This window comes from Streptomyces sp. NBC_00536 (genome assembly GCF_036346295.1).
GTDB lineage: Bacteria > Actinomycetota > Actinomycetes > Streptomycetales > Streptomycetaceae > Streptomyces.
This window is the reverse complement of the sequence record NZ_CP107819.1, coordinates 4,173,293-4,191,098: the sequence shown is the minus strand read 5'-3', so window position 1 is coordinate 4,191,098 and position 17,806 is coordinate 4,173,293. Positions and strand designations below refer to the sequence as shown.

Below are 17,806 nucleotides of genomic sequence, written 5' to 3'. Positions count from 1 at the left end.
CGATGTTTCACGTGAAACATCGACGCGAGCGCCTCAGTTCTCGGCGGCCCACCACTCCTTGAGTGCCGCAACGGCCGTCTCCCGCTCCATCGGGCCGTTCTCCAGCCGCAGCTCCAGCAGGAAGGCGTAGGCCTTGCCGATCACCGGGCCGGGGCCGACCTCCAGGACCTGCATGATCTCGTTGCCGTCGAGATCGGGACGGATCGAGTCCAGCTCCTCCTGCTCCTGGAGCTGTGCGATCCGCGCTTCCAGGCCGTCGTAGGCGTGGGAGAGCGCCTTGGCCTTGCGCTTGTTGCGCGTGGTGCAGTCGGAACGGGTCAGCTTGTGCAGCCGCGACAGCAGCGGCCCCGCGTCCCGCACATACCGGCGGACCGCGGAGTCCGTCCACTCGCCGGCCCCGTAGCCGTGGAAGCGCAGGTGCAGCTCCACCAGCCGGGAGACGTCCTTGACCATGTCGTTGGAGTACTTCAGCGCGGTCATGCGCTTCTTGGTCATCTTCGCGCCCACCATCTCGTGGTGGTGGAAGGAGACCCGCCCGTCGCTCTCGAAGCGGCGGGTCCGGGGCTTGCCGATGTCGTGGAGCAGAGCGGCCAGCCTGAGCACCAGGTCCGGTCCGTCCTCCTCCAGATCGATCGCCTGCTCCAGCACGATCAGGGAGTGGTCGTAGACGTCCTTGTGCCGGTGGTGCTCATCGCTCTCCAGCCGCAGCGCGGGCAGCTCCGGCAGCACCCGGTCGGCCAGGCCCGTCTCCACGAGCAGGCCCAGCCCCTGGCGGGGCCCGTCCGACAGCAGGAGCTTGTTCAGCTCCGCCTGCACCCGCTCCGCCGAGACGATCTCGATCCGGTCGGACATCTCCTTCATCGCCGCGACGACCTCGGGGGCGACCTCGAAGTCCAGCTGCGCGGCGAAGCGGGCGGCCCGCAGCATGCGCAGCGGGTCGTCGGAGAAGGAGTCCTCGGGGGTCCCGGGGGTCCGCAGCACCCGGGCCTCCAGGTCCTCCAGGCCGCCGTGCGGATCGATGAACTGCTGCTGCGGGAGCGCCAGAGCCATGGCGTTGACCGTGAAGTCACGGCGGACCAGGTCCTGCTCGATGGAGTCGCCGTAGGACACCTCGGGCTTGCGCGAGGTGCGGTCGTAGGCCTCGGACCGGTAGGTGGTCACCTCGATCTGGAAGCCGCCCTTGTTCGCTCCGACCGTGCCGAAGGCGATGCCGACGTCCCAGACGGAGTCCGCCCACGGCCGGACGATCTTCAGTACATCCTCGGGGCGGGCGTCGGTGGTGAAGTCGAGGTCGTTGCCGAGGCGCCCGAGCAGCGCGTCGCGAACGGACCCGCCGACCAGTGCAAGGCTGAAGCCCGCCTCCTGGAAACGGCGGCCGAGATCATCGGCGACAGGGGCGACCCGCAGCAGTTCACTGACCGCGCGGTGCTGCACCTGACTCAGGGCACTGGGGTTGTCTTCGTTGGCGTTCGGCACAACAGAAAAGGGTACGTGCCCCGCCCGGCAGGGGCTCCCTTCTTTATGGTCGGCACAGCATGGGCACCCCCGGCACCGCGCGCACGCCCGGCGGACCCGATCATGTGGAGCAAGGCGCGGCACTCGCGCACAGCGGGCCTCGTTACCATGCGTGGACGCACAAACGACGACCACTGACACTTCGAGGACGGGCGGGCGCGTGGCCGAGGCGGCAGACATCCAGGGGACGGCACCCGCCCCTGTCCGGCGCCGCTGGCTGCGGCGCGCGATCGTCATGCTCACCGGGACACCGGTTCTCGCCGCCCTCGTCTACGCCCCCGCGCCATCGGCCCGCGCCGCGGAGACCGCTCCCTCCGCCTCCACCGCGGTCGACGTCCAGCTGGACACCCTGATGCCGAGCGCCCCGGTGAAGGGCGACACCCTCACCATCTCCGGCACGGTGACCAACAACAGCCGAGAGACGATCACCGGGGCGCACGTCGGACTCCGCGTCGGCCCGGTGATCAGTGACCGCGACACGATCGGCGAGGCCGCCGAGCAGAGCGGATACCGGCCCGGCAGCGACCCCGCGGAGATCGACGCCGCCTACTCCGCGAAGATCTCCGCCCTGCCCGCGAAGAACAGCCAGCAGTTCATCCTGAAGGTCCCGGTCGACAAGCTGGGGCTCGACAAGGAAGGCGTCTACCAGCTCGGCGTCTCCGTGTCGGGGGAGACCGAGAACCGGCCCACCGAGCAGGTGCTCGGCATCCAGCGGACGGTCCTGCCCTGGCAGCCCGAGACCGCCGCCAAGCGCGCCCAGCTCAGTTACGTGTGGCCGCTGGTCTCCCGGGTCCACCTCACGGCCGAGACCGGATCCGACGAGCTGCAGACGCCCGTCTTCGAGGACGACACCCTCGCCGACGAGCTGCGGCCCGGAGGACGGCTGGAGCAGATGGTCTCGCTCGGCAAGGACCTGCCGATCACCTGGGTCATCGACCCCGACCTGCTGTACACGGTCGACGCGATGACCAAGGGCTACCGGGTCCGGGTCCCTGGCGGGAAGCCGGTGCCGGGCAAGAGCAAGGCCGTCGCCGAGCACTGGCTGAGCGCCCTGGAAGCGGCCGTCCAGGGCAAGAAGGTCGTCGCCCTGCCCTTCGCCGACCCGGACCTCGCCTCGCTCGCGCACCGCGGCAAGGACGTCTCGGGCACCCTGGGCCAGCTGCGGCCCGCCACCGACAAGGCGAAGCAGGCGGTGGAGACCGTCCTGCACGTCACCCCGTCCACCGACTTCTCGTGGCCCGTGGACGGTGCCATCGACCCATCGATCGTCAACGTCGCCACCTCGGCGGGCGCCCACAACGTCCTCACCCGCAGTGACAGCCTGCAGGAGAACGCGGGCCTCGGTTACACCCCGTCGGCCGCCCGCCCGATCGGGGCCGGGGCGACCGCCATCGTCGCCGACGCGCGGCTCTCCACCGCCTTCGAGGGCGACATGCTGAGGGCGGGCAACTCCGTCCTCGCGATCCAGCAGTTCCTCGCCCAGAGCCTCGTACTGAACCAGCAGGGCACCGACGAGCAGCGCAGCTTCGTGGTCACCCCGCAGCGGATGCCCACCTCCAGCCAGGTCCAGACGATGGCCTCGGCCCTGCGCGCCCTCCAGCCGGGGCGCTGGAGCCAGCCCCTCGACCTCGAAGCCGCCGCCACCGCCAAGCCCGACCCGGGCGCCGCGACCCAGGTGCCGGGCGCGGGTCAGTACCCGGAGGCTCTGCGCAAGCAGGAACTCCCGCTGTCGGCGTTCGAGAAGATCCGCAGCACCCAGAACACCCTCGACCACTTCAAGGTGATCCTTTCGGCCCCGGACCGGGTCGAGATCCCCTTCGGCAACACCACCAACCGGGAGATGTCGGCTTCCTGGCGCGGTCGCCCCGATGAGGCCGCGGTCTTCCGCGACGGTGTCCAGCAGTACCTGACCGGTCTCACCGAACAGGTACAGCTGATCCCCAAGTCGGATGCCACACTGTCCGGGCACAGCGCGACGATCCCCGTCTCGATCCAGAACAGCCTCGTCCAGGACGTCCACGGCCTGGTCCTGCGCCTGAAGTCCGCCAACCCCACCCGCCTGATGTTCGACAACGAGGGCGAGGCGGAGAAGGACGTCAACGTCCAGGCCGAGCACAGCCAGACCCTGAAGTTCAACGCCAACGCCACCGCCAGCGGCCCCGTAGAGGTCACCGCACAGCTCTACACCCAAGACGGCGTGCCCTACGGCAAGGAGCGCAGGTTCACCGTGGAGGCAACGGAGATCACTCCGACTGTCATGCTCGTCATCGCGGGCGGGGTGCTCCTCCTCGTCGTGGCAGGCATCAAGATGTATGCCAGCCGCAAGCGTGTCGCGGCGCGCGCTGCCACCGAAGAGAGCACGCAGCCGAGTGACGAGACCCCGGACACCGGACCGCAAAGCACCAGCGGGTCCGGCACGGGTGAGACAGTGGACCGTTGAGCGACGCCGTGGCCGGTCGGCCTGGGGACGATGAGGTGGGGTTTCGATGAACGCGCCGTACGACGGTGACCGCGGGCAGGGCGCCGGCGGTCCCGCGCCAGCCCAGGGCACTGCCCCGGGCACCCCGGTACCGGGGCAGGTACCTCCGCCTGCCGCCGCGCCGGAACACGACCCGTATGTCCAGGGTGCCTACGACTACGACCCGTACCGGTCCCAGGACCTGTCCGCGCAGGATCCGGTGGCCGAGGTCCTCTACGACCGGGCCGCACACCCGCCGCCGCCTCCCGGTACCTACCAGGAGCCCGGACCGCTCTACGCGGCCCCGGCGGCCCCTGCCTACGCCCCGGACCCGCGCGTCTGGGCCCAGACCCCGCCGCCCGAGCCGGACGGTCCCTCCCGCCACATGCCGTACGGGGACCACGCGACCACCACGCAGTTCGTCGGCGTCGACTCGCTCGTCACCAAGGCCACGGACCAGCAGCCGGAGCCGGACGCCTTCGCCCACCTCTACCGGGACCAGCAGGCGGCTCCCCGTACCGCGGCGGAGGAAGCCCCCGTCGCCGCGCCCGCGCCCAGCAAGCCCGCCGGGCGCGCGTCGAGCCTGCTCAAGTCCAGCGCCCTCATGGCGGCGGGCACGATCGTCTCCCGGCTCACCGGCTTCCTGCGCACCCTGGTCATCGCCGGGGCGATCGGTGTCGGCACCTTCAACGACACCTACCAGATCGCCAACACCCTGCCGACGATGATCTACGTCCTCGTCGGCGGCGGCGCCCTCAACGCGGTCTTCATCCCGCAGCTCGTGCGGGCCATGAAGAACGACGACGACGGGGGAGAGGCCTACGCCAACCGGCTGCTGACCCTCGTCGTGGTCCTGCTGGCGGGCATCACCACGGTCTGTGTGCTCGCGGCGCCGCTGTTCATCACGATGATGTCGCCGAAGATCGCCTCGAACCCCGAGCAGATGGCCGTCGCGGTCGCCTTCGCCCGCTACTGCCTGCCAACCATGTTCTTCATGGGCGTGCACGTGGTCCTCGGCCAGATCCTCAACGCCCGCGGCCGGTTCGGCGCGATGATGTGGACCCCCGTCCTCAACAACATCGTCGTCATCGCCACCTTCGGCGCCTTCATCTGGGCCTTCGGCGGCTTCACCACTTCCGGCGTCAACGCCGCCACCGTCACCTCCGACGGCGTCCGGCTGCTCGGACTGGGCACCCTGCTGGGGCTCACCGTCCAGGCCCTGGCGATGCTGCCCTACCTGCGGGACGCGGGCTTCAAGCCGAAGCTGCGCTTCGACTGGAAGGGTCACGGCCTCGGCAAGGCCGCCGGCCTCGCCAAGTGGACGTTCTTCTTCGTCCTCGCCAACCAGATCGGTCTGGTCGTCGTCACCCAGCTGTCCACCTGGGCCGGTTCGATCGCCGAGAAGCAGGGCCACCCGGGTACCGGCATCACCGCCTACAACTACGCGCTGCTGCTGTGGCAGATGCCGCAGGCCATCATCACCGTCTCCGTCATGACCGCGGTCCTGCCCCGGATCTCCCGTTCGGCCCACGACGGCGACGTCGCCGCGGTCCGCGACGACATCTCCTACGGGCTGCGCACCTCGGCCGTCGCGATCGTGCCCTGCGCCTTCGCGTTCCTCGCCCTCGGCGTGCCGATGGCCACCCTGCTCTACGCGGGATCCGGCGCCGGTGCCCAGAACATCGGCTACGTGCTGATGGCCTTCGGCCTCGGACTGATCCCGTACTCCGTGCAGTACGTCGTCCTGCGCGGGTTCTACGCCTACGAGGACACCCGCACCCCCTTCTACAACACCTGCATCGTCGCGGGCGTCAACGCGGCGGTCTCGGTCGCCGCGTTCCTGGTGCTGCCCGCGCGCTGGGCCGTGGTCGGCATGGCCGCCGCGTACGGTCTCGGCTACGCCGTCGGGGTCGGCGTCGCCTGGCGCCGCCTGCGCACCCGCCTGGGCGGCGACCTGGACGGCGCGCACGTGATGCGGACCTACGCCCGCCTCGCCGGCGCGTGTGTTCCCGCGGCCGTCGTCGGAGGTGGCGTCGCCTTCGGCATCACCCGACTGCTCGGCAGCGGAGTGACCGGTTCCCTGGCCTCCCTCGTGGCCGGCGGCATCACTCTGGCGGCCGTATTCCTCATCGCGGCCAAGCGCATGAGGATCGAGGAACTCAACGCCATGGTCGGAATGGTGCGCGGACGTCTGGGGCGCTGATGCGCACAACCATCGGCCCCCCTAGCGTGTCGTGCATAGCGTCGGACTGTGGGCACAATTGGCATGGCTTCGCAGACTGGCCGACAGCGCGTAACGGATGGGGAGGCAGGAACGACGGTGGCGGAACGTAGCACGGCTGCCGTCGACGTGGCCGACAACAGCGGCGAAGAGCCGCCGGCCGCCGAGGCGGCCAAGGCCACGGCCGACGGGGCTGAGATCCAGGACGGACGAGCCTCGGACGGACCCATGCCCGAACCGGACGGCGAACCCAAGAACGCCACGAAGCCCAAGAGCACCGCACCCGCCACCGCCCCCGAGCTCCACAGCGGCCACAAGCTCGCCCGCCGCTACCGGCTCGAAGAGTGCGTCACCCGTCTGGACGGATTCAGCAGCTGGCGTGCGATGGACGAGAAGCTGCGCCGTGCCGTGGGCGTCCACCTGCTGCCCGCCGACCACCCCCGGGCCCGTTCGGTCCTGGCCGCGGCCCGCTCCTCCGCCCTGCTCGGCGACCCCCGGTTCGTCCAGGTCCTCGACGCCGTGGAAGAGAACGACCTCGTCTACGTCGTCCACGAATGGCTGCCCGACGCCACCGAACTGACGGCCCTGCTCGCGGCGGGCCCGCTGGAACCCCACGAGGCCTACCAGCTCGTCAGCCAGATCTCCCAGGCCATGGCCGCCGCACACCGCGAGGGCCTGGCGCACCTGCGGCTCACCCCGAGCGCCATACTGCGCACCTCCACCGGCCAGTACCGCATCCGCGGCCTCGCCGTGAACGCCGCCCTGCGCGGCATCACCAGCGAGACCCCGCAGCGCGCGGACACCGAGGCGATCGGCGCGCTGCTGTACGCCTCCCTCACCCAGCGCTGGCCCTACGAGAACGACGCCTACGGCCTGACCGGCCTGCCCAAGGGCGTCGGCCTGATCGCCCCGGACCAGGTCCGTGCCGGCGTCCACCGGGGTCTGGGCGAGCTCGCCATGCGCGCGCTGGCCAACGACGGGGCCACCGCCTCCCGCCAGGAACCCGCCTGCACCACCCCGGAAGAACTGTCGAAGGCCGTCGCCGCGATGCCCCGCATCCGGCCTCCCGAGCCCGCGTTCACCGCCCCGCCCGAGTACCAGCACACGACCTACCAGCAGGGCAGCTACGGCCGTCCGGCGGTGCACAACGGCGTCACCACCGCCACGGCCCTGCCCCCGGTCCCCCCTCCGCCCCCGCTCCAGAGCCGGACCGGCCGGGTCCTCAAGTGGGGCGTCGCCGCGCTGCTCATCGCCGCACTCGGCCTGGGCAGCTGGCAGCTCGCCGACACGCTCCTGCGCGGCAAACAGAGCAATGGGAACCACCAGGCCCCGCCGCCCAAGGGCGACGACACCCCGGCGAAGAAGACTCCCGCCCCCGTCACGATCAAGAGCGCGCAGGAGTACTACCCGGACGGCACCCCCCAGGACACGGCGGGCGTTCCCAACACCTATGACGGGGACACGTCCACCTACTGGCGCACCAAGAGCTTCGTCGACGGCCCCGAGATGAAGACCCACTACAAGGCGGGCGTCGGGATCGTCTACGACCTCGGATCCGAGCAGGAGGTCACCGCCGCCTCGATAGGGCTCCGGTACGCGGGTGACCACACCACGGCCACGCTGTACGGGGCCGACTCCATGTCCTCGTCGACCCCGGTGACCTCCATGAAGAAGATCGCCGAAGGCACCACCTCGGACAACAGCCTGACCCTGACCGCGGAGAAGCCCGTCAAGACGCGCTACGTCGTCGTCTGGATCACCGCGATGCCCAGGTCCGGCCTCGACCAGTACAGCGGCGAGGGCTACAAGCAGGCCATCACGGACGTGAAGTTCTCCGGCTGAGGCCGCGGCAGGGGAGGGGCTCACCGTTGGACGACGCCGCACCCGGCGGCCACAGCGACCAGGAACTCCTGGCGCTGCACGCCGCCGGAGACCCCGACGCGTTCGGTGAACTCGTGCGACGCCACCGCGACCGGCTGTGGGCCGTGGCCCTGCGGACCCTCGGCGACCGGGAGGAGGCCGCCGACGCCGTCCAGGACGCCCTCGTCTCCGCCTACCGGGCCGCCCACACCTTCCGGGGCGAGTCGGCCGTCACCACCTGGCTGCACCGGATCACCGTCAATGCCTGCCTGGACCGGGCCCGCAAGGCCGCCTCGCGCAAGACCGCGCCCCTCGACGACACGGACCGCCTGGAGCGGCTCCTGGAGCCGCACGAGTCCGCCGAGGCGCCCGCCGAGCGCCATGACCTCCACCGGCAGCTCCTGGCCGCGCTGGCCACCCTGCCCGCCGAGCAGCGGGCCGCCCTCGTCCTGGTCGACATGCAGGGCTATCCCGTGGCCGAAGCCGCCCGGATCCTCGACGTCCCCACCGGGACCGTCAAGAGCCGGTGTGCCCGTGGCCGGGCGAAACTCGTCCCGCTCCTCACTCATCTGCGCGCCGATACCGGGGATAACACCCCGGCGGAGCGGGGAAGGAACCGGACGCAGGGGACATCCGTCCCACCAGCGGCAGACCCCAGGAATCCAGATCCAGACGCGGTGAAGGGCGGAGGTGGACGCACATGACCCCCACGACGGGCACGACCGGTGCGACCGGCACGATCCGGCACCCGGACGTCTCGGAGATCTCCGACCTCGCCGAGGGCCTGCTCTCCCCTTCCCGGACCTCCGAGGTACGGCGGCACCTGGGTGAATGCGCCCTGTGCGCCGATGTCCGCGCCTCCCTGGAAGAGATCCGCTCGCTCCTCGGCACCCTGCCCGGACCGCCCCGGATGCCCGTGGACATCGCGGGCCGCATCGACGCGGCCCTGGCCGCGGAAGCCCTCCTCGACTCCCGGCCCCCCGCCCCGCAGCCCCCTTCGGCTCCCACGCACCGCGCCACCCCCGATGTTTCACGTGAAACATCGCCCGCCGCCCGCGCCCCCGAAGGCCACCCCGCGGGATCCACCGGTCCGGGGCGGCGCCGGGCCCGCCGACGGATCGCCGTGCTGACAGGACTGGCCGGAGCGGCCGCCTGCGCGCTCGGAGTCTTCCTCTTCACCGGCCTGCAGGGCTCCCCCTCCCAGGACGCCTCCGCCCGCAAGGACGCGGCCAGCACACTGGCCCAGCCCAAGGCCTCGGGCGAGTACTCCGCCCAGAACCTGCGCTCCACCGTCCAGCAACTGCTCACCGAGGGGAACGCCACCGCGCAGTCCACCCAGCGGGAGCAGAGCCCGGGGCTGCAGAACACCTCGCCCGACGGCGCGGTCGCTCCCCAGGACCGCCGGGCGGCGGATTCCGTCCCACGGTGCGTCCTGGACGGCACCGGACGTCCGGACGCCCCGCTCGCGAGCGGACAGGGCAGCTACCAGGGCAGCCCCGTCTACCTCGTGGTCCTCCCGCACCCCGGCGACGCCGGCCGGGTGGACGCCTACCTCATCGGCTCAGGCTGCGCGGACACCCCGGGGGCCGACCCCGGAAAGGTGCTGTTGACCAGCACCTACCCGCGCCGCTGAACCGTTCCGCACGTCACGGGGACAACTCGGGAATGCTCGCGCCGTAGGATCCGTTGGGTGGGGTGAAGGTCCGCACCGGCCCCCCGGTAGGCAAGAAGCAGTCCGTAGAGACGAGGAAAGTACCCGTGAGCGACGTCCGAAACGTGATCATCATCGGCTCCGGGCCGGCCGGTTACACGGCCGCCCTGTACACCGCACGTGCCTCGCTCAAGCCCCTCGTCTTCGAGGGGGCCGTCACCGCGGGCGGTGCGCTCATGAACACCACCGAGGTCGAGAACTTCCCCGGCTTCCGTGACGGCATCATGGGCCCCGACCTCATGGACAACATGCGCGACCAGGCCGAGCGCTTCGGTGCCGAGCTGATCCCGGACGACATCGTCTCCGTGGACCTCACCGGTGACATCAAGACCGTCACCGACACCGCCGGTACCGTCCACCGCGCCAAGGCCGTCATCGTCACCACCGGCTCGCAGCACCGCAAGCTCGGCCTGCCCAACGAGGACGCGCTCTCCGGCCGCGGTGTCTCCTGGTGCGCCACCTGCGACGGGTTCTTCTTCAAGGACCAGGACATCGCCGTCGTCGGCGGCGGCGACACCGCGATGGAGGAAGCCACCTTCCTCTCCCGGTTCGCCAAGTCCGTCACGATCATCCACCGCCGTGACAGCCTGCGTGCCTCCAAGACGATGCAGGACCGCGCCTTCGCCGACCCGAAGATCAAGTTCGCCTGGGACAGCGAGGTCGCCGCGATCCACGGTGACCCGAAGCTGGCCGGTCTGACCCTGCGCAACACCAAGACCGGCGAGACCTCCGAGCTGCCCGTGACCGGCCTCTTCATCGCCGTCGGCCACGACCCGCGCACCGAGCTGTTCAAGGGCCAGCTGGAGCTGGACGGGGAGGGCTACCTCAAGGTCGACGCCCCCTCCACCCGGACCAACGTGACCGGCGTGTTCGGCGCGGGTGACGTGGTGGACCACACCTATCGTCAGGCCATCACCGCCGCCGGCACGGGCTGCTCCGCCGCCCTCGACGCCGAGCGTTTCCTGGCCGCCCTCACGGACGCGGAGCACGCCGCCGCGGCGGTCTGAGTCCCTCACAACGGCACCACCCCACACCCCACACCCCGCAGAAAAAGAAGGAGGCCGCTGTGGCCGGCACCCTGAAGACTGTGACCGACGCCAGCTTCGACGCAGATGTCCTGGCCAGCGACAAGCCCGTCCTGGTGGACTTCTGGGCCGAATGGTGCGGCCCGTGCCGCCAGATCGCCCCGTCCCTGGAGGCGATCGCGGCCGAGTACGGCGACGAGATCGAGATCGTCAAGCTCAACATCGACCAGAACCCGGACACGGCCGCCAAGTACGGCGTCATGTCCATCCCGACGCTGAACGTCTACCAGGGCGGCGAGGTCGTCAAGACCATCGTCGGCGCCAAGCCGAAGGCCGCCATCCTGCGTGACCTCGACGGCTTCGTCACCATCAAGCCGGTCGCCTGAACCGTCCGATGAACCCGGGTACGTGAACGGGGCCGCCCCACCAGGGGCGGCCCCGTTCGCATTCCCCTACGCCGGTCAGAGCGGCCGCAGCGCCGGTTCCTTGCGCGCGCCACCCAGCAGCCGGTCCAGGGCCAGCTCGACGTCTTCCTTCCACGACAGCGTGGAACGGAGCTCCAGCCGCAGCCGCGGATTCACCGGATGGGGGCGCACCGTCTTGAAGCCCACCGCCAGCAGGTGATCAGCGGGCAGCAGGCAGGCCGGTCCTTCCCAGCGGGCGTCCCCGAAGGCCTCGATCGCCCGGAAGCCGCGCCGCAGCAGATCCTTCGCGACCGTCTGCACCATCACCCGGCCCAGCCCCTGCCCCTGATATCCGGGCATGATCCACGCCGTGATCAGCTGCACGGCGTCCGGCGACACGGGACTGGTGGGGAACGCGGTGGCCCGCGGGACATAGGCGGGCGGGGCGTACAGCACAAAACCCACCGGGACGTCGTCCACGTAGACCACCCGGCCGCAGGAGCCCCACTCCAGCAGCACCGCGGAGATCCACGCTTCCTTCTCCTGCTCCGCGGTCCCCGACTTCACCGCGGCGTTGCCACTGACGGGATCCAGCTCCCAGAACACACAGGAGCGGCAACGTCTGGGCAGGTCCCGGAGGTTGTCCAGCGTGAGCGGTACGACCCTGCGACCCATGAACGCATCGTATCCACAGGCCCCCCGCTCCAACACCGGAGCACGGCAAAGGGGCGGGCCGCGCCGGTTCCCACCGGCACGGCCCGCCCCACGGCGACCGGGGAGTCACTCCCCGGCGAGACCCTGTTCCAGTACCCGGCCCTCGCCCGGCGCCAGTGTCCCCAGAATGCGCTCCAGGTCCTCCATCGAGGCGAACTCGACGGTGATCTTGCCCTTCTTCTGACCCAGGTCCACCTTCACCCGCGTCTCGAAGCGGTCCGAGAGCCGTGACGCCAGATCGCTCAGTGCCGGTGCCACCCGGGTCCCCGCCCGGGGACCCTTCGGCTTCACCGAACTCGTTGGCTGCGACCCCATCAGCGTGACGATCTCCTCGATCGCCCGCACCGACAGGCCCTCCGCCACGATCCGGTGGGCCAGCCGGTCCTGCTCGGCGGGGTCCTCCACCGACAGCAGCGCCCGTGCGTGCCCCGCCGAGAGCACTCCGGCCGCCACCCGGCGCTGGACCGGCGGCGAAAGCTTCAGCAGGCGCAGCGTGTTGGACACCTGCGGACGCGAACGCCCGATCCGGTCCGCCAGCTGGTCGTGGGTGCAGCTGAAGTCCTGGAGCAGCTGGTCGTACGCCGCCGCCTCTTCCAGCGGATTCAGCTGCGCCCGGTGCAGGTTCTCCAGGAGCGCGTCCAGCAGCAGCTTCTCGTCATCGGTCGCCCGGATGATCGCCGGAATGCGCTCCAGTCCCGCCTCCCGGCAGGCCCGCCAGCGCCGCTCACCCATGATGAGTTCGTAGCGGCCCGGAGCCGACTGACGGACCACCACCGGCTGGAGCAGGCCCACCTCCTGGATGGAGGTCACCAGCTCGGCGAGAGCGTCCTCGTCGAACACCTCACGCGGCTGGCGCGGGTTCGGCGTGATCGCGTCCATCGCCAGTTCGGCGAACGTCGCCCCGGCCACGGCGGTCGCTTCCAGCAGCCCGCCGGTGTCCGCGGCCTCCGGCTCGGCCGCGGTCGCGATCCGCTCCGTTTCACGTGAAACATCGGCCTGCGCGAGCGAAGCCAGCTTCGCCGCCGCGACCCCGCGCTCCGAGGGCAGGACCGGAACCGCCGACGGCGATGTCGATCCGGCGCCCACCACCGCGGGATTCCTCTCTTGCGGAGCCGCGGGGATCAGCGCACCGAGTCCCCGCCCCAGACCCCTACGTCGCTCACTCACTGGATCCCCTCCGACATGCTCTGCGTGCTGTTCACTCCGGCGCCCAGATGGGCGTGCCGGGCGTCGTACCGGATTCCGACCCCGCGCAGCGCGATCTCTCGCGCCGCCTCCAGATAGGAGAGGGAGCCGCTGGAGCCCGGGTCATAGGTGAGCACCGTCTGGCCGTAGCTCGGGGCTTCCGAGATACGCACCGACCGCGGGATGCTCGTCCGCAGCACCTCGTTGCCGAAGTGACTGCGCACCTCCTCGGCGACCTGGGAGGCCAGCCGGGTCCTGCCGTCGTACATGGTCAGCAGGATCGTGGAGACGTGCAGATTCGGGTTGAGGTGGGCCCGCACCAGGTCGACGTTGCGCAGCAGCTGACCCAGTCCCTCCAGCGCGTAGTACTCGCACTGGATCGGGATCAGCACCTCGGCGCCCGCGACCAGGGCGTTCACCGTCAGCAGGCCCAGCGAGGGCGGGCAGTCGATCAGGATGTAGTCGAGGGGCTGCTCGTACGCCTGGATCGCCCGCTGCAACCGGCTCTCCCGGGCCACCAGCGACACCAGCTCGATCTCGGCGCCCGCCAGGTCGATCGTGGCGGGAGCGCAGAAGAGGCCCTCCACATCGGCCACCGGCTGCACGACCTCCAGCAGCGGCCTGCTCTCCACCAGCACGTCGTAGATCGACGGGACATCGGCGTGGTGATCGATGCCCAGGGCGGTGGAGGCATTGCCCTGCGGGTCGAGGTCGATGACCAGGACGCGCGCGCCGTGCAGTGCCAGCGACGCCGCCAGATTGACGGTCGTCGTGGTCTTGCCGACGCCGCCCTTCTGGTTGGCGACCACCATGATCCTGGTCTGGTCGGGCCGCGGCAGACCTTCACCGGCCCGGCCCAATGCCTCTACCGCCAATTGGGCGGCACGGCCGATGGGGGTGTCATTGTCCACAAGGGGCGGAGACGATGTTTCACGTGAAACATCGTCGCCCGCCGACTCTGAGCGGGGACCGGGGACCGGGTCGGCCATCGGCCCCGCGAGGTTGGCGTCAGACCGCACGGGTTCACTCTCCTCGACATCAGGCTCGCGATGAACAGAGCCTGCCATGCCATCGGGGTCGCGAACCAGCGGGGCCCGTACTCCTGTGGATGATTCCACCGTTGTGGACAACTCGATCACCCCCGGGCCGCTCGGGGCGTCCTTACGGTCTCGCGGGGAGGTGGCCGCACGACCGCGGCTGATGATTCCGTGCAGCAGAGAGCGACGTTTCACGTGAAACACGATGCCCGGGCGCAGTCATCAGCCCACTACGACACTCCGAAATCCATACCTATAGGGCGCAATGGATCCCGGTGTGGCCTCGCCGCGCCGCCGAGCGCCCTTCGGTGCGGCCAGGAGCGGTCGCCCGTCAGCGGCGCCGGCGCGTCCGTGACGTCCGGGCCGCCTTAGCCCGCTTGGCCGCAAACCTCACCCCGCCGGGGCTTTCTCCGACCTCCACCCGGACCACGGTGGACAGCGGATCCACGATCCCTTCGCCCACATGCAGCACCGAGGTCTTCACCACACCGAGCTTCGCCAGCGCGGCCTTCGCCGCCACCAGCTCCTCCTCGGCCGTGTCGCCCTTCAGCGCCAGCATCTCCCCGTACGGGCGCAGCAGCGGAACGCCCCAGCCGGCCAGCCGGTCCAGCGGAGCCACGGCCCGCGCGGTCACCACATGCACCGGCTGCACCTTGCCCAGGACCTCTTCCGCCCGGCCGCGCACCACGGTCACGTGATCGAGACCGAGCAGCTCCACGACCTCCTGGAGGAAGTTCGTGCGCCGCAGCAGCGGCTCCAGCAGCGTGATCTTCAGGTCCCGCCGCACCAGGGCCAGCGGGATGCCCGGCAGCCCCGCCCCGGAACCCACATCGCACACGGTGACGCCCTCCGGCACCACCTCGGACAGCACCGCGCAGTTCAGCAGGTGCCGCTCCCACAGCCGTGGGACCTCGCGCGGCCCGATCAGGCCCCGCTCCACTCCCGCGTCCGCCAGCAGCTCCGCGTAGCGGACAGCTTCCGGGAAGTACTCACCGAATACCACGCGCGCCTCTTCAGGCGCCGGGGGAAGCTCCGCTGTCTCCGTCACGGGGACCGTCCTTCCGTACCGCACTCAAAATCGTGTAGTTCACAGTCAGGCTGACAAACTTCGGCCCCGCCTGCGAGACAGACGGGGCCGAACACTCACGCTTGCGGTCAGGCCGGGAGCACGACGACGAAGCGCTGCGGCTCCTCGCCCTCGGACTCACTGCTCAGACCGGCCGCCGCCACGGCGTCGTGCACGACCTTGCGCTCGAACGGAGTCATCGGGGCCAGCTTCACCGGCTCACCCGAGGACTTCGCGTCCGCCGCGGCCTGCGCACCCAGGATCGCCAGCTCTTCGCGCTTCTTCGCGCGGAAGCCCGCGATGTCCAGCATCAGCCGGCTCCGGTCCCCGGTCTCCCGGTGCACGGCCAGACGCGTCAGCTCCTGCAGAGCCTCCAGCACCTCACCGTCGCGCCCCACGAGCTTGTTCAGGTCACGGCTCGCCGAGTCGCTGACGATCGACACCGCGGCCCGGTCGGCCTCGACGTCCATGTCGATGTCGCCGTCCAGATCGGCGATGTCCAGCAGACCCTCAAGGTAGTCAGCCGCGATCTCACCCTCCTGCTCCAGGCGGGTCAGGGTGTCGCCACCCTCGGCAGCGGCGGCGGAGATGGTGCCTTCCGTCACGGGATGGACTCCTTCTTACTTCTTGGTGGAGGGCTTGCTGGGGGGCGGCGTCTGCCGCTGCGACTTCGACTGCCGCTTGGGCTGCTGCCGCTTCGCGGCACCACCGCTCGCCGCGTCCGCGTCCGCCGTGGCCTCGGAACTCTTGATCACAGAGCCGTCCGCCTGCGCGGCCAGACCCTGCTTCGCCAGCGTGGTGATGAACTTGCGCTCGTTGTCGTTGCGGTCCGGGCCCTTGGCCACGATCGCCGCGACGATCTTCTTCTTGCCGCGGCCCTTGACCTCGCCGTGCGAACCGAGGTGCTTCACCAGGCGGGTCAGGTACTGGTCCTGCGCCTTGCTGCCCGGGGTCGGGTTCTGGTTGATCACGTACATCTGCTGGCCCATGGTCCACACGTTCGTGGTCAGCCAGTAGACGAGGACACCGACGGGGAAGTTGATGCCCATCACCGCGAAGATCAGCGGGAAGATGTACATCAGCATCTTCTGCTGCTGCATGAACGGCGTCTTGACCGAGAGGTCGACGTTCTTCTGCATCAGCTGACGCTGGGTGTAGAACTGCGAGAACGACATCATGACGATCATGACCGCGGTCACGATGCGCACGTCGGTGATCGAGGCGTTCAGACCCGCGACCTTGTCGGCGCTGTCCATGAACTTGGCGGCCAGCGGGGCACCGAAGATGTGCGCCTGGCGGGCGCTCTCCAGCAGCGGCTTGTCGATGACGCCGATGGTCGTGCCATTGGCGATGCTCGACAGCACGTGGTAGAGCGCGAAGAAGAACGGCGACTGCGCGAGGATGGGAAGGCACGAGGAGAGCGGGTTGGTACCCGTCTCCTTGTACAGCTTCATCATCTCTTCGGACTGACGCTGCTTGTCGTTCTTGTAGCGCTCCTGGATCGCCTTCATCTTCGGCTGGAGCGCCTGCATGCCCCGCGTCGACTTGATCTGCTTCACGAAGAGCGGGATCAGGCAGATACGGATCAGGATCACCAGGGACACGATGGACAGGCCCCAGGCCCACCCACTGTCCGCACCGAAGACCGCGCCGTAGACCTTGTGGAACTGAACGATGATCCACGAGACGGGATAGGTGATAAAGCTGAACAGACTGGCAATCGTGTCCACTAATCAGGCTCCTTGAGCATTGCGAGATCGACGCAACGCACTGCGCAGCTGCTCGTGCCAACGCGGGCGTTTACGAGGTGGGACATGATCCACACCGCCGGGGCTCCACGGATTGCACCGCAGGATCCGCCAGGCGGTCAGTACTGTCCCCTTCACCGCACCATGCCGGTCGATGGCCGCATATCCGTAGCGAGAGCACGACGGGTAATAACGGCACACCGGTCCGAGCAGCGGACTGATCGTCCACTGGTACAGCTTGATCAGGGCGAGCAGCGGGTACTTCATCGAGCCACGCCTCCCAGGAGCCGCGCCAGTGCGGCGTCCAGGTCCCGGGCCAGATCGTCATAGTCGGCATCACCCGCTCCGGGCAACGCACGCACCACCACCAGGCTACCGGCGGGCAGCTCGGAGAGCCGCTCCCGGACCAGATGACGCAGCCTGCGCTTGACCCGGCTGCGGACGACGGCGACACCCACCGCCTTGCTGACGACGAAACCCGCACGCGTCGAGGGATCGATCTCCCCCGGCTCGTGCGGGTCCGTGGCACCGCTGGTACGTAGGTGGACGACGAGGAGCGGGCGACCGGCCCGACGACCTCGACGTACCGCACTCGCGAAGTCCTCGCGCCGCCTCAGCCGATTTTCGCGAGACAGCACGACGTCACGACCTGTGTGCGTTGGTTACGCGGAGAGTTCGGTACGGCCCTTGCCGCGGCGGTTGGCCAGGATCGCGCGACCGGCACGGGTACGCATCCGGAGACGGAAGCCGTGGGTCTTGGCACGACGGCGGTTGTTCGGCTGGAAGGTGCGCTTGCTCACTCGGGGGCTCCAGAGAATGAATCGTTGTGGCGGGACATCGCCTGGCTGTCACCGTGCGCCCA

17 protein-coding genes are annotated in these 17,806 nt (G+C 69.8%); 7 read left to right on the top strand and 10 right to left on the bottom strand.

The window, feature by feature from the left end:
- Nucleotides 1–33: 33 nt before the first annotated feature.
- Nucleotides 34–1,476 carry a CCA tRNA nucleotidyltransferase gene (locus OHS33_RS18310; protein ID WP_330331500.1) on the bottom strand — a complete coding sequence of 481 codons (1,443 nt, stop codon included), beginning with the start codon at nt 1,474–1,476 and terminating at the stop codon, nt 34–36.
- 199 nt (nt 1,477–1,675) lie between these two features.
- On the opposite strand from OHS33_RS18310, the gene OHS33_RS18305 reads away from it, so the two are divergent.
- From OHS33_RS18305 to trxA, 7 genes are all read left to right on the top strand, one after another.
- On the top strand, nt 1,676–3,955 hold the full coding sequence (locus tag OHS33_RS18305) for a DUF6049 family protein (protein ID WP_330331499.1): 2,280 nt from the start codon (nt 1,676–1,678) through the stop codon (nt 3,953–3,955).
- A gap of 46 nt (nt 3,956–4,001) precedes the next feature.
- Nucleotides 4,002–6,176 (top strand): murein biosynthesis integral membrane protein MurJ, encoded by a 2,175-nt coding sequence (murJ, locus tag OHS33_RS18300; RefSeq protein WP_330331498.1) that lies wholly within the window; start codon nt 4,002–4,004, stop codon nt 6,174–6,176.
- Between the two features lie 117 nt (nt 6,177–6,293).
- Nucleotides 6,294–8,036, top strand: a complete 1,743-nt coding sequence (locus OHS33_RS18295; protein ID WP_330331497.1) for a protein kinase family protein — start codon at nt 6,294–6,296, stop codon at nt 8,034–8,036.
- A gap of 26 nt (nt 8,037–8,062) precedes the next feature.
- The gene (gene sigM / locus OHS33_RS18290; RefSeq protein WP_330331496.1) at nt 8,063–8,758 is read left to right on the top strand and encodes an RNA polymerase sigma factor SigM; all 696 of its coding nucleotides are present in this window, start codon (nt 8,063–8,065) and stop codon (nt 8,756–8,758) included.
- Nucleotides 8,755–9,687: a hypothetical protein gene (locus OHS33_RS18285; RefSeq protein ID WP_330331495.1), complete on the top strand. Its 933-nt coding sequence runs from the start codon at nt 8,755–8,757 to the stop codon at nt 9,685–9,687. The genes sigM and OHS33_RS18285 overlap by 4 nt, the downstream gene beginning before the upstream one ends.
- 125 nt (nt 9,688–9,812) lie before the next feature.
- On the top strand, nt 9,813–10,772 hold the full coding sequence (gene trxB / locus OHS33_RS18280) for a thioredoxin-disulfide reductase (protein ID WP_330331494.1): 960 nt from the start codon (nt 9,813–9,815) through the stop codon (nt 10,770–10,772).
- Nucleotides 10,773–10,831: 59 nt separating this feature from the next.
- Entirely contained in the window at nt 10,832–11,176 is a 345-nt protein-coding gene (gene trxA, locus OHS33_RS18275) for a thioredoxin (RefSeq protein ID WP_330331493.1), read from the top strand.
- 75 nt (nt 11,177–11,251) lie between these two features.
- On the opposite strand, the gene OHS33_RS18270 is transcribed toward trxA, so the two are convergent.
- The 9 genes from OHS33_RS18270 to rpmH all read right to left on the bottom strand — a co-directional run bounded on the left by OHS33_RS18270 (nt 11,252) and on the right by rpmH (nt 17,744).
- Nucleotides 11,252–11,869: a GNAT family N-acetyltransferase gene (locus tag OHS33_RS18270; RefSeq protein WP_330331492.1), complete on the bottom strand. Its 618-nt coding sequence runs from the start codon at nt 11,867–11,869 to the stop codon at nt 11,252–11,254.
- A gap of 105 nt (nt 11,870–11,974) precedes the next feature.
- The gene (locus OHS33_RS18265) at nt 11,975–13,075 is read right to left on the bottom strand and encodes a ParB/RepB/Spo0J family partition protein (protein ID WP_330331491.1); all 1,101 of its coding nucleotides are present in this window, start codon (nt 13,073–13,075) and stop codon (nt 11,975–11,977) included.
- On the bottom strand, nt 13,072–14,160 hold the full coding sequence (locus OHS33_RS18260) for a ParA family protein (protein WP_330331490.1): 1,089 nt from the start codon (nt 14,158–14,160) through the stop codon (nt 13,072–13,074). The genes OHS33_RS18265 and OHS33_RS18260 overlap by 4 nt, the downstream gene beginning before the upstream one ends.
- A gap of 301 nt (nt 14,161–14,461) precedes the next feature.
- Nucleotides 14,462–15,178: a 16S rRNA (guanine(527)-N(7))-methyltransferase RsmG gene (gene rsmG / locus OHS33_RS18255; RefSeq protein ID WP_330331489.1), complete on the bottom strand. Its 717-nt coding sequence runs from the start codon at nt 15,176–15,178 to the stop codon at nt 14,462–14,464.
- Between the two features lie 107 nt (nt 15,179–15,285).
- On the bottom strand, nt 15,286–15,801 hold the full coding sequence (locus tag OHS33_RS18250) for a Jag family protein (protein WP_330331488.1): 516 nt from the start codon (nt 15,799–15,801) through the stop codon (nt 15,286–15,288).
- Between the two features lie 15 nt (nt 15,802–15,816).
- Nucleotides 15,817–16,926 (bottom strand): membrane protein insertase YidC, encoded by a 1,110-nt coding sequence (gene yidC, locus OHS33_RS18245; RefSeq protein ID WP_330331487.1) that lies wholly within the window; start codon nt 16,924–16,926, stop codon nt 15,817–15,819.
- A gap of 3 nt (nt 16,927–16,929) precedes the next feature.
- Nucleotides 16,930–17,211, bottom strand: a complete 282-nt coding sequence (gene yidD / locus OHS33_RS18240) for a membrane protein insertion efficiency factor YidD (protein ID WP_443065316.1) — start codon at nt 17,209–17,211, stop codon at nt 16,930–16,932.
- The gene (gene rnpA / locus OHS33_RS18235; RefSeq protein WP_330331486.1) at nt 17,208–17,582 is read right to left on the bottom strand and encodes a ribonuclease P protein component; all 375 of its coding nucleotides are present in this window, start codon (nt 17,580–17,582) and stop codon (nt 17,208–17,210) included. The genes yidD and rnpA overlap by 4 nt, the downstream gene beginning before the upstream one ends.
- Nucleotides 17,583–17,606: 24 nt before the next feature.
- On the bottom strand, nt 17,607–17,744 hold the full coding sequence (gene rpmH / locus OHS33_RS18230; RefSeq protein WP_330331485.1) for a 50S ribosomal protein L34: 138 nt from the start codon (nt 17,742–17,744) through the stop codon (nt 17,607–17,609).
- Nucleotides 17,745–17,806 lie beyond the last annotated feature (62 nt).

Bases quoted from the DNA above. Each gene is read 5' to 3' on its own strand.
- OHS33_RS18270 (WP_330331492.1), bottom strand. From the start codon at position 11,869: ATGGGTCGCAGGGTCGTACCGCTCACGCTGGACAACCTCCGGGACCTG.
- yidD (WP_443065316.1), bottom strand. From the start codon at position 17,211: ATGAAGTACCCGCTGCTCGCCCTGATCAAGCTGTACCAGTGGACGATC.
- OHS33_RS18260 (WP_330331490.1), bottom strand. From the start codon at position 14,160: ATGGCAGGCTCTGTTCATCGCGAGCCTGATGTCGAGGAGAGTGAACCC.
- OHS33_RS18285 (WP_330331495.1), top strand. From the start codon at position 8,755: ATGACCCCCACGACGGGCACGACCGGTGCGACCGGCACGATCCGGCAC.
- murJ (WP_330331498.1), top strand. From the start codon at position 4,002: ATGAACGCGCCGTACGACGGTGACCGCGGGCAGGGCGCCGGCGGTCCC.